Annotated in this window: 10 protein-coding genes and 1 pseudogene; 7 read left to right on the top strand and 4 right to left on the bottom strand. The window is 67.6% G+C overall.

The annotated features are described in order from the left end of the window. Together QZ609_RS19030 and purN are read right to left on the bottom strand one after the other, a co-directional pair. Positions 1-761: pseudogene (locus tag QZ609_RS19030) on the bottom strand (SAM-dependent methyltransferase); the annotation flags it as partial. Further along, complete coding sequence (purN, locus tag QZ609_RS19025; protein WP_295498053.1) at positions 758-1,408, bottom strand: phosphoribosylglycinamide formyltransferase; 651 nt, start codon at positions 1,406-1,408, stop codon at positions 758-760. The pseudogene QZ609_RS19030 and the gene purN, both read right to left, overlap by 4 nt. A 403-nt stretch (positions 1,409-1,811) precedes the next feature. On the opposite strand from purN, the gene QZ609_RS19020 reads away from it, so the two are divergent. Further along, positions 1,812-2,477: a response regulator transcription factor gene (locus QZ609_RS19020; protein ID WP_295498051.1), complete on the top strand. Its 666-nt coding sequence runs from the start codon at positions 1,812-1,814 to the stop codon at positions 2,475-2,477. 42 nt (positions 2,478-2,519) lie between these two features. Here the strand turns inward: QZ609_RS19020 and QZ609_RS19015 are convergent, their stop codons facing one another. Beyond that, on the bottom strand, positions 2,520-4,355 hold the full coding sequence (locus QZ609_RS19015) for a hybrid sensor histidine kinase/response regulator (protein ID WP_295498049.1): 1,836 nt from the start codon (positions 4,353-4,355) through the stop codon (positions 2,520-2,522). 215 nt (positions 4,356-4,570) lie between these two features. Here QZ609_RS19015 and QZ609_RS19010 point away from each other — a divergent pair, with 215 nt between their 5' ends. The 4 genes from QZ609_RS19010 to QZ609_RS18995 all read left to right on the top strand — a co-directional run bounded on the left by QZ609_RS19010 (position 4,571) and on the right by QZ609_RS18995 (position 9,509). Continuing rightward, positions 4,571-5,578, top strand: a complete 1,008-nt coding sequence (locus QZ609_RS19010) for a bifunctional riboflavin kinase/FAD synthetase (protein ID WP_295498047.1) — start codon at positions 4,571-4,573, stop codon at positions 5,576-5,578. 124 nt (positions 5,579-5,702) lie between these two features. Then, on the top strand, positions 5,703-8,582 hold the full coding sequence (gene ileS / locus QZ609_RS19005) for an isoleucine--tRNA ligase (protein ID WP_295498045.1): 2,880 nt from the start codon (positions 5,703-5,705) through the stop codon (positions 8,580-8,582). Further along, entirely contained in the window at positions 8,582-9,124 is a 543-nt protein-coding gene (gene lspA / locus QZ609_RS19000) for a signal peptidase II (protein ID WP_295498043.1), read from the top strand. The genes ileS and lspA overlap by 1 nt, the downstream gene beginning before the upstream one ends. Before the next feature lie 7 nt (positions 9,125-9,131). Continuing rightward, the gene (locus QZ609_RS18995; protein ID WP_295498041.1) at positions 9,132-9,509 is read left to right on the top strand and encodes a DUF4180 domain-containing protein; all 378 of its coding nucleotides are present in this window, start codon (positions 9,132-9,134) and stop codon (positions 9,507-9,509) included. Here QZ609_RS18995 and QZ609_RS18990 read toward each other — a convergent pair. After that, a complete protein-coding gene (locus QZ609_RS18990; protein ID WP_295498039.1) occupies positions 9,503-10,075 on the bottom strand; it encodes a YdcF family protein in 573 nt (190 codons plus the stop codon). The two genes, QZ609_RS18995 and QZ609_RS18990, sit on opposite strands and share 7 nt — an antisense overlap. Before the next feature lie 161 nt (positions 10,076-10,236). Between QZ609_RS18990 and coaBC the strand changes: the two genes are divergently transcribed. Together coaBC and QZ609_RS18980 are read left to right on the top strand one after the other, a co-directional pair. Then, the gene (coaBC, locus tag QZ609_RS18985) at positions 10,237-11,442 is read left to right on the top strand and encodes a bifunctional phosphopantothenoylcysteine decarboxylase/phosphopantothenate--cysteine ligase CoaBC (RefSeq protein WP_295498037.1); all 1,206 of its coding nucleotides are present in this window, start codon (positions 10,237-10,239) and stop codon (positions 11,440-11,442) included. Beyond that, positions 11,439-11,875: MsnO8 family LLM class oxidoreductase (locus QZ609_RS18980; protein WP_295498035.1), on the top strand; the 437-nt coding region annotated here is incomplete at its 3' end. The genes coaBC and QZ609_RS18980, both read left to right, overlap by 4 nt.

Below are 11,875 nucleotides of genomic sequence, written 5' to 3'. Positions count from 1 at the left end.
TGGCTGCCCTCGTCCTGCACCTCGACCGTGCCGTTGGTGAAGATATCGAGCTTGTTCAGTGCCGGCTTGCCTGCCAGGCGGATACCCACAGGCGACAGCGGTGCCGCCGCGCCTTCGATGCCGGCTTCAGCGAGCGTGGCAAGCACGGCATCGCGCTCGCCCTTGAGCGTGTTGACGCGCAGGTCCAGCGGCGCCGGGGCCAGCCACGCCTGCGCCAGCGCCTCGGTAAAGTCCGCGCCATGCTGCGCAACCAGCGCGTCGAACAGCCAGTCCGGCAGGTTGGCACGCACGCGCGGCGCCAGGGCGGCGCGGTCGCGGTTCTCCCAGCGGTCCAGCCACTCGGCCTCGGCCGGGTTCAGGAACGGGGCGATGGCCGCGCGACCGGCTGTCTGCAGCAGGCCCAGCAGCACCAAGCGGCGGCGCGCCGGGCCGGAGCCGCTCTCGGCAAACTGCCCAAACTCCACCTTGCGGCGCAGCACGGCAAACGCCGCCTCGGCGATGATGCCGCGCTCGCGGTGGCCCAGTTCGTGGTGCTCACGGAAGTACTGGCTGACGACCATGTCGGCCGGCGCGGCAAAGTGCAGCAGGCGCGCGAGCACCTTGTCCAGGTGCTCCAGATGGCTGCCGTGCACGCCGGTGCGAGGGCGCGGGGCGCCTTGCGAGGGCTTGCCCTGCGGCGCGCGGTACCACCCACCACCACCCGAACCCGAGCGTTTGTTGCTGGCCCCGCCATTGCGCGGGCGCTGACGATCCTGACTCATGCTGCCTCCTGGGCATCAATGCCGATTACAAGCTGCGAGGCATCCGGCGAGACCCGCACCACGCCCTTCTCCAGGCTCAAGCGGCCCTCGGCGAACCAGCGCACGGCGCGCGGATAGATCACATGCTCCTGCGTCAGCAGCCGCGCGGCGAGCGTGTCGGGCGTATCGCCAGCGCGCACCTCGATGGCGGCCTGCAGCACGATCGGGCCGTGGTCCAGCTCGGCGGTCACGAAATGGACGGTTGCACCATGCACCTTCACGCCCATGGCCAGCGCCTGCTCATGCGTATGCAAACCAGGGAAGCACGGCAACAGCGACGGATGGATGTTCAGCATGCGCCCAGCGTAGTGGTTCACGAAACCGGGCGTGAGGATGCGCATGAAGCCGGCCAGCACGACCAGGTCGGGCGAGAAACCGTCGATGGCCTGGGCCAGGGCGGCGTCAAAGCTGTCGCGGTCGGCGAAGCCCTTGTGGTCGACCACCGCGGTGGCAATGCCGTGCGAAGCCGCAAACTTGAGGCCGGCGGCGTCCGGGCGGTTGGAAATCACGGCAGCAATGCGCCCCGGCCAGCCCTCGGCCTGGCATGCACGGACAATGGCTTCCATATTCGAGCCGCGTCCGGAAATGAGAATGACGATATTTTTCATCGCGGCATTTTATCAAGTGCGCGCGTGAACTTCCGATAAATGGGGTGTGATGCCCGTGCGCCGGCATGCTGGGCGCCTGCGCGGCGGCGTGGTATTTAGCCGACGCGCATTCGCAAAAACCACGTTGCATCGGCAAAAACGGGCGTGCGAACGTTGGCGGGGCGTGCCGGGGTCTGATAATCTCAACACCATAAATGTCCGCGCGCCCGGGGGTCGGGTGGGCAGCGATGGATTCGGCCGATGCGCACACCGCCTTTGCCGATCCCGCGCTGCAACAACGTGCGGACACACACCGTGAATGGCCGATCGGCATAGGGTGACAAACCCAGCCCAACGGCTACCGCCCGCGCCGGGTCGGCACGCGTACAACAACAAGAGGGCACGGCCCTCACCGGGGAATTGAATGACGAGCTCGCTGCGTAGCCTGCTGGTGGTCGACGACCACCCTCTCGCCTTGTCTGGCACGACCACGTTTCTTGCGCAAGCCCTGCCTGAAGTCCAGGTGCACGCGGCCATTGGCCGCCGCCAGGCGCTGGCGCTGGTCGACGACGGCGTCCGCCCGGACGTCGTCCTACTCGATGTCTGGCTGTCCGACTGCACCGGCTTCGATGCCATGCGCGAGCTGCGCGGCAAGCTGCCCGAGGCGCGCTTTGCCTTCATGTCGGCCGAGAACACGCCCGAGATCGTCGCCAAGGCGCAGGCCCTGGGCGCCATCGGCTTCATCGGCAAGCACGCCGATGCGCATGCGTTTTCCAAGGCGGTGGCGGGCATCTTCGGCGGCGACGCGTCGTTCCCGTCGGAAGACGATCTGGGCGGGCTGAACGGCAAGGGCAACGCCTCGCACGGGATCCCCATCACGCCGGCCGAGCTGGGCCTGACGCCGCGTCAGGGCTCGGTACTGGCGCTGCTGCTCGAAGGGCTGCCGAACAAATCCATCGCGCGCCAACTGGGCCTGACGGAAAACACCGTCAAGGAACACGTCTCGGCGATCCTGCAGCGGCTGGGCGTGCGCACGCGCATCCAGATCATCTCGCGCATGGAACGCTTCCGCCTGACCGGCACGGCTTGATCTGCACGGCGCCGCATCCAGCGGCGCCGGCCATCCTCACCGTCAATACGATGCGACCTGCGGCTCGGCTGCGCGGCCGCGCAGCCAGCGCTTGAGCAGCACGCGCAGCATGTTCGGATCCATCGGCTTGGCCAGCAGCAGGTAGCCGGCCTCCTCGGCGCGCGCCAGGGCGGCGGAGTTGCGATCGCCGGTCAGCAGCACGGCGTGGGCGTCGGGGTGGCTGACCTGCCAGCGCTCGAGCAACTGCAATCCGTCTTCCTTGCCGGGCAGGCGCAGGTCGCAAAAGATGATCTGCGGGCGCAGGCCGCGTGCGAGCAGCTGATCGGCCGAGGGGCCGTCGGCGGCGCTGTGCACGTCCACCCCCCACGCTTCCAGCAGCGCGTGCCAGGCTTTGCGGATCTGCGGGTCGTCGTCCACCACCAGCACCACGCCCGAGAAACGCGGCTGGTCCAGCACCGCGCGCTTCTGCTCGGCACGCGGTTGCGTGGCCAGCGGCGCCTTGATCTCGGCCGGCACCGGGCGCAGCGCCATCCAGAACATCGAGCCGCGCCCCGGCACCGAGCGCACGCCAAAGGTGCCGCGCAGCAGGCGCACACATTCCTTGTAGATCGACAGGCCCAGGCCCAGGCCCTGGCTTGGGTCGCGCTCCGGATTCTCGACCTGGTAGTACGTCGAGAAAATGTCTTTCTGATGCTCCGCCGCGATACCGATGCCGGTATCCCACACCTCGATGCGCAGGTACTTCTGGCGCACCCGCAGCGTCACCATCACGCCGCCGCGCTCGGTATAGCGCAGCGCGTTCTGCAGCAGGTTGAACAGCGCCCGGCGCAGCAGCACCGGCTCGGCCATGCCGAACACCGGCAGCGGCGGAATGCGCTGCGTGAGCGTCAGCCCCTTGGCGCGGGCGTCTGGCATGAACTGCTGGACCACCTCGGTGATGACCTCGCCCAGGTCCACCGGCTCCAGCGTCGGCGAGGTCTTGCGGCTCTCCAGCTTGGACAGATCCAGCAGCGAGCGGAACAGCAGGTCGATGGTGGCCGCGCCCGAGGCAAGCTGCTCCACCAGCGGCGCCAGCGATTCGGACTGGTTGCGCGCCCGCAGCGCCTCCACCAGCAGCACGATTGCGTGCACCGGCTGGCGCAGGTCGTGGCTGGCGGCGGCCAGGAAGCGCGACTTCTCTTCCGATGCCGACAGCGCGCGCTGCTTCTCGTCCTGGTAGCGGCGCGCGAGCTGGCGGCTCTCGTTCTCGAGCTGGATTTCACGCACCAGCGTGTTGTGGATGTTGGCCGCCTGACGCGCCAGGAAGGCCGCGAAAAACAGCAGCACCGCACGCACGAAACCGCCATGCCCCGGAAACGCCTGCTCCGCCAGGATAAAATGCGGCAAGGCCATGCCCGTGCCCTGGATCAGCAGGTTGGACGGCACCGGCGCCTGCGACAGCACCGCGCCCGCCGCCACGCCCATCACCACGATCATGAGCAGGCTGCTGAACTCGAGCGACGGCGACACCATGTACAGCCCCGCCGAGCAGCCCCACGCCACGCCGCCCACCGCCGACATGATGCGCATGCCCGTCCACCATTTGCGGGTGTGCGCAGCCAGCGTCAGGCGCGTGAGGTCGTAGCGATAGCCGAAGTAGAAGCGCAGGCCCGACGCCGTCAGGCACAGCATGATCAGGCACCAGGCCATCAAGGCCGGCCGGCTGACGGTGTCCCAGAACGCCGCGACCGTCAGCGCTGGCAGCACCACCGAAGCCGCGATCCCCATGGGCGCACCGCGATGGACGGCGGCAAGCAGCTTGGCGCGGGCATCCGGCTCAAGCGAGTTGCGGCTGGCCAGCCCGAACTTGGCAAAAAAAAGGCGCAGCGAGGCGTTCAATGGCGTGTGGGGGAGAAAACTGGAATAACGGATTGTGCCGCAAGCGCGACCCGTGCGGACAGAACGTTCGGACGATTGCGCAACGCCCACACCCGATGCGGACGCGCGTGGGAGATGGGACAATCCCTTATATAATGTGCGTTTTGCCGGTTTTGGGCCGTCTCACGTCCCTCCGGCGGCAAAACCCTCGCTTTTTTCGACCCTCGACGCTCCACGTGAAAGTCTTTCGCGGCCTGCCCAACGCCGAGAGCCGCGCGCCCTGCGCGCTGACCATCGGCAACTTCGACGGCGTGCACCGCGGCCACCAGTCCCTGTTGGCCCGCGCACGCGCGGCGGCCGATGCACGCGGGTTGCCGCTCACGGTGATGACCTTCGAGCCGCATCCGCGCGAATTCTTCATGCCGGACCGCGCGCCCGCCCGCATTGCGCTGTTGCGCGACAAGCTGGAAAGCCTGCGCCGCCAGGGCGTCGACCGCGTGGTCGTGGAGCACTTCAACGCGCATTTCGCCGGCCAGACGCCGGAAGAATTCGTGCGCAACGTGCTGGTCAACGGCCTGCATACGCGCTGGCTGCTGGTGGGCGACGACTTCCGCTTCGGCGCCAAGCGCGCGGGCGATTTCACCTACCTGCAGGCCGCCGGCGCCCAGTTCGGCTTCGAGGTCGAGCAGATGGGCTCGGTGTCGGAGAGCGGCATCCGCATCTCCAGCTCGGCCGTGCGTGAGGCGCTGGCCGGTGGTGACCTGGAACACGCGCGTCGCCTGCTCGGCCACGGCTATGCCATCAGCGGGCACGTGGTGCACGGGCAGAAGCTCGGCCGCTCGCTGGGCTTCCCGACGCTCAATTTGCGCATCTCGCATCGCAAGCCGGCGGTGTCGGGCATCTTCGTCGTGCAGGTGCATGGGTTGGCCAAGGAGAACGATAGGCCGCTGCCGGGCGTGGCCAGCATCGGCGTGCGCCCGACGGTGGATGACTCCGGCCGCGTGCTGCTGGAAGCGCACCTCTTCGATTACCACGCCAACGCGTACGGCAAGCTGGTGCGCGTCGAATTCATGAAGAAGCTGCGCGACGAGGCTCGCTTCGATTCGCTCGATGCGTTGAAGGATGCCATCGCGCAGGATTGCGTGGACGCGCGCCACTTCTTCGGTTTGCCGATTCCCGCGGCCGGTGAATCGCCCGCGCTGCGGCGCGACTTCGCCACCTCCGCCACCGACCGAATTCAGTAGGCGGCCAGAGCACTAGCCGGCTCGCCGCCAGCACGTAACACCAAGCCGCACACCGCGCACGCGCCCCGCCCTGCGGGGCCGCCTGCACCGACCTGATTTGCCCGCATCTGCCCCACATCACACCATGTCCGATTCCAAGAACGCCAAGCCGGAAAAGAGCAAGTACCCGGTCAACCTGCTGGACACGCCCTTCCCCATGCGCGGCGACCTGCCCAAGCGCGAGCCGCAATGGGTAAAGCTTTGGCAGGACCAGCAGCTCTACAAGAAGATCCGTGCTGCCCGTCAAGGCGCGAAGAAGTTCATCCTGCACGACGGCCCGCCGTACGCCAACGGCGACCTGCACATCGGCCACGCGGTCAACAAGATCCTCAAGGACATGGTGGTCAAGTCGCGCGGCCTGACCGGCCTGGACGCCGTCTACGTGCCCGGCTGGGACTGCCACGGCATGCCGATCGAGATCCAGATCGAGAAGCAGTTCGGCAAGGGCCTGCCGGTTCAGGAAGTGCAGGAGAAGGCGCGCGCCTACGCCACCGGCCAGATCGCCCGCCAGAAGGTGGACTTCGAGCGCCTGGGCGTGCTCGGTGATTGGGCCGACCCGTACCTGACCATGAACTTCCGCAACGAGGCGGATGAAGTCCGTGCACTGGGCAAGATCCTGGAGAAGGGCTACGTCTTCCGTGGCCTGAAGCCGGTCAACTGGTGCTTCGACTGCGGCTCGGCGCTGGCCGAGGCCGAGGTCGAATACGCCGACCGCACCGACCTGTCGATCGACGTCGGCTTCCCGTTTGCCGACATCGACGCGCTGGCGAGCGCCTTCCACGTCGGCGCCGACGTGCTCAAGGCCAAGCCGGGCTGGATCGTGATCTGGACCACCACGCCGTGGACGATCCCCTCCAACCAGGCGCTGAACCTGCACCCGGAAATCGAATACGCGCTGGTCGACACGCCGCGCGGTCTGCTGATCGTTGCCAAGGAGCGCGTCGAGGCCTGCCTGCAGAGCTGGAAACTCGAAGGCACCGTGCTGGCCACGTGCGAAGGCGCGGCGCTCTCGGGCGTGCGCTTCCACCATCCGCTGGCCAAGATGGACGCCGGTTATGACCGCACCGCGCCGGTCTATCTGGGCGACTACGTGACCACCGACACCGGCACCGGCATCGTCCACTCCGCGCCCGCCTATGGCGTGGAAGACTTCCAGTCGTGCAAGGCGCACGGCATGCCCGACGCCGAGATCATCAATCCGGTGATGGGCAACGGCGTGTATGCGTCGACGCTGCCGCTGTTCGGCGGCCAGTTGATCTGGGATGCCAACCCGAAGATCGTTGAGGTGCTTCAAGCATCCGGCAACCTGTTCGACGCGCACAAGTACGCGCACAGCTACATGCACTGCTGGCGCCACAAGACGCCGATCATCTACCGCGCCACCTCGCAGTGGTTCGCGGGGATGGACGTGCAGCCCAACGACGGCAACGCCACCCTGCGCGAGACCGCTCTGGCCGGCATCGATGCCACCGCGTTCTACCCGGCGTGGGGCAAGCAGCGCCTGCACAATATGATCGCCAACCGCCCGGACTGGACGCTCTCGCGCCAGCGTCAATGGGGCGTGCCGATGGCCTTCTTCGTGCACAAGGAAACCGGCGCACTGCACCCGCGCACGCCCGAACTGCTGGAGCAGGTCGCCCAGCGCATCGAAAAGACCGGCGTCGAAGCCTGGCAGACGCTCGACCCACGCGAGCTGCTTGGCGATGAGGCCGACACGTACGAGAAGAACCGCGACACGCTCGACGTGTGGTTCGACTCGGGCACCACGCACTGGCACGTCATCCGCGGCTCGCATGCGGCTGATCTATACGACGCCTCGGCCGACCTGCCCGATGGGCGCCTGGCCGACCTCTACCTGGAAGGCTCGGACCAGCACCGCGGCTGGTTCCACTCGTCGCTGCTGACCGCCTCGATGCTGTACGGCAAGCCGCCGTACAAGGGCCTGCTCACGCACGGCTTCACGGTGGACGGCGAAGGCCGCAAGATGTCCAAGTCGATCGGCAACACGATCGCGCCGCAGGAAATCGCCAACAAGATGGGCGCCGAGATCATCCGCCTGTGGGTGGCCTCGACCGACTACTCGGGCGAGCTCGCCATCTCGGACGAGATCTTGAAGCGCGTGGTGGAAAGCTACCGCCGCATCCGCAACACGCTGCGCTTCCTGCTCGCCAACCTGACCGACTACGACCACGCCAAGCACGCGCTGCCGTCCGAGCAATGGCTCGAGATCGACCGCTACGCCGTGGCGATGACGGACGCGCTGCAGAAGGAAGTGCTGTCGCACTACGACGTGTACGAGTTCCACCCGGTGGTCGCCAAGCTGCAGACGTTCTGCTCGGAAGACCTGGGCGGCTTCTACCTCGACGTACTGAAGGACCGCCTGTACACCACGGCGCCCGATTCGGTGGCACGCCGCTCGGCACAGAACGCGCTGTACCACATCACCCAGGCGATGCTGCACTGGATGGCGCCGTTCCTGTCGTTCACGGCCGAAGAGGCGTGGCAGGTGTTCGCCCACGGCACGGAGCACACCGACACCATCTTCACCAGCACCTACTACGACGCCCCGCAACCGCAGGGCGCCAGCGCACTGCTGGAGAAGTGGGCCGCCATCCGCAACGTGCGCGGCGAAGTGACCAAGCAATTGGAAGCGCTGCGCATTGACGGCAAGATCGGTTCGTCACTGCAGGCAGAAGTGACCGTCTCGGCGGGCGACACGGTGTACGACGCCCTGGCCAGCCTCGGCGACGATCTGCGCTTCGTGCTGATCACGTCGGCGGCCAAGCTGGAGCGTGCGCCGGAAGGTGGCGATCTGCTGATCGACGTGGCGCCGTCCACCCACGCCAAGTGCGAGCGCTGCTGGCACTACCGCGCTGACGTCGGCCACGACGCGGCTCACCCGACCCTGTGCAATCGCTGCACCGACAACCTGTTCGGCGCCGGTGAACAACGGAGCGCTGCGTAATGGCGACTCGTAACAGCGGCAACAACGGCAAGAGCAAGGGCGCACGTGTCAAAAGCCTTAGCAGCAGTGGTGGCAGTCACGGCCTGGGCCCGTGGCTGGGCCTGGCCGTCATCTGGATCCTGCTGGACCAGCTGACCAAGGTCGCCATCCTCAAGACCTTCGCCTACGGCGAGTCGCGCCCGATCACCGGGTTCTTCAACCTCGTGCTGGCCTACAACCGGGGCGCGGCGTTCTCGTTCCTGGCGGCGGCGGGCGGCTGGCAGCGGTGGTTCTTCACCGCGCTGGGCGTGGCGGCGGCGCTGTTCATCGTGTGGCTGCTCAAGCGGCACAGCGGGCAGAAGCTGTTCTGCTTTGCACTGGCGCTGATCCTGGGCGGCGCGCTGGGCAACGTGATCGACCGCGTCATCTACGGCCACGTGGTGGACTTCCTGGACTTCTACCTGCACACCTACCACTGGCCCGCCTTCAACGTGGCCGACTGCGGCATCTGCATCGGCGCGGTGCTGCTGGTCATCGACGAACTGCGACGCGTGCGCCGCTGACCCCGCCATGGCCGATCTGCAGCAGTGGAATGGCGAAGCGGTGCTGTGCCTCAGCGAGGACGGCCCGCGCATTACCAGCGAGCAGGATGCGCTGGACCACCTGATCGGTGAGGCGCTCGGCCATGGCGCGTCGATGGTGGCGGTGCCCGTCAGCCGGCTGGATGCGGCGTTCTTCGCGCTGCGCTCCGGCCTGGCCGGCGGCATCGCCCAGAAGATCGCCAACTACCGGCTGAAGCTCGCGGTGGTGGGCGACATCTCCACCCACCTGGACGCCAGCAGCGCGCTGCGCGACTGGGTGCGCGAATCGAACCAGCGCAACACGATCCGCTTCGTGCCGACGCTCGCCGACCTGGCCGCCGATGCGCGGCCCATGCCGGCTCAATAACGCACGGCGTACCACGCGCGCTTGATGTACTCCGCCAGGATCGTTCCGGCCTCGTAGATCGGGAACGACTTGGTGAGCGTGTCGCCGGGGAACACGCCACGCGCACCCCACGTCACCTCGGGCCAGACCTGGCGGAACACCTTCAGCGCGCGGCCGGTGTGGTACCAGCTCGTGACCAGCACGGCGCTGTGCACGTGCCGCTCGGCCAGCGCCTGGCGCGTCATCTGAGCGTTCTCCATGGTGCTGCCGGATTCGCATTCGTGGTCGATGCGGTCAGCCGGCACACCGGTCATCACCAGGCGACGCACGATCAGCAGGCAATCGCCCTCCCCGCTCACGAACACGCGCGGCGCCACGCCCGCGTGATACAGCTCGGCCGCGCCGATCACGCGCTGGCCCGATTCCCCACCCAGTACGACGATGTAATCGGCCTGAGCGGGCATGGATTCCTCCCGCAGCCACCACTTGGACTCGCGCACGAGCACCGTGCCCACCACCAGCGCAACCAGGGCCAGCGCGCCGATCACGGCCAATACATCACGGACTGCGGAACGACGGAAAACCATATCGGGAATAAGCATTTGAGGAAAAATTCGGGCGCCGGACGTGCCAGGGCCCAAGCCGGTATCATCGCCACACTGATCGGCAGGCCCACTCGGCGCACTTGGCCCCGGGTTGTATCCTGCCCACGCATCTTGCGTCAATCGGATTCACAAAGCAGGCAACCATGGAACTGCAAGGCAAACATTTCGTCCTCGGCCTGACCGGCGGCATCGCTTGCTACAAGTCGGCCGAGCTTGTGCGGCTCTTGACCAAGGCCGGCGCCACTGTGCAAGTGGTGATGACCGAGGCCGCCACGCACTTCATCACGCCGGTAACGATGCAGGCGCTGTCGGGCCGCCCGGTCTTCACGTCGCAGTGGGATGACCGCGTCGGCAACAACATGGCGCACATCGACCTGTCGCGCGAGGCGGATGCCATTGTGGTCGCCCCGGCGTCGACGGACTTCCTCGCCAAGCTCGCGCACGGCATGGCCGACGACCTGCTCTCCACGCTGTGCATCGCGCGCGACTGCCCGCTGCTGGTGGCGCCCGCCATGAACCGGCAGATGTGGGCCGCGCCCGCCACGCAGCGCAACGCCGCCCAACTGCGCGCCGATGACGTCACCCTGCTCGGCCCCGACGCCGGCGACCAGGCCTGCGGCGAAGTCGGTGACGGCCGCATGCTGGAGCCGGAGGACATCGTCGAGCAGCTCATCGGCTTCTTCCAGCCCAAGCTGCTGCGCGGCCATCGCGTGCTGCTGACCGCCGGCCCGACCTTCGAGCCGATCGACCCGGTGCGCGGCATCACGAATCTGTCGAGCGGCAAGATGGGCTTCGCGCTGGCGCGTGCCGCAGCGCAGGCCGGCGCGGAGGTCACGCTGGTCGCCGGGCCATGCCACCAGGACACGCCCGCCGGCGTGCTGCGCATCGACGTGCAGACCGCCCAGCAGATGCACGACGCGGTCATGCGCGAGCTGGACACCAGCAAGAGCGACATCTTCATCGCCGTGGCCGCCGTGGCCGACTGGCGGGTCGCCCAGGCCGCCGACCACAAGCTGAAGAAGCAGAACGACACCGACGTGCCGGCGCTCACGTTCACGCAGAACCCCGACATCCTCGCCGCCGTCGCACACCGCGCCAACGCACCGTTCTGCGTCGGCTTTGCGGCCGAAACGGAGCGCCTGGAGGAGTTTGGTGAAGCCAAGCGCCAGAAGAAGGGCATTCCACTGCTGGTCGGCAACCTCGGCCACCAGACCTTCGGCCGCGATGACAACGAGGTCGCGCTGTTCGAAGCCGCCGGCATCACGCGCCTGCCGCGCGCCGACAAGCTGACACTGGCGCGGCAGATCGTCGCCGCCATCGCCGACCGCGTGCACGGGGCACGGCCATGAGCGCACGCACACCGATGCGCCTATCCATCCTCGACCAGAGCCCCGTCATCTATGGCCATAGCGCGCGCGACGCCATCGCCGCCACGGTCGACCTTGCGCAACTCGCCGATTCGCTCGGCTACACGCGCTACTGGTGCGCGGAGCACCACGGCCTGCGCGGCGTCAGCAACCCGGCGCCCGAGGTCATGATCGCCCGCGTGGCCAGCGCGACGCGGCATCTGCGCGTGGGCTCCGGCGGCGTGATGCTGCCCTACTACAGCCCGTTCAAGCTGGCCGAGCAGTTCCGTCTGCTGGAGGCGCTGTTCCCCAACCGGATCGACCTGGGCGTCGGCCGCGCCCCCGGCGGCGACATGCGCACCGCGCAGGCCGTGGCCATGGGCGACTACAACCGCGGCGACATCTTCCCGCAGCAGGTGCAGGAACTGATCTGGCA

It is taken from the genome of uncultured Ralstonia sp. (assembly GCA_913056305.1).
Lineage (GTDB): Bacteria > Pseudomonadota > Gammaproteobacteria > Burkholderiales > Burkholderiaceae > Ralstonia.
This window is presented reverse-complemented; position numbering and strand designations above follow the sequence as displayed.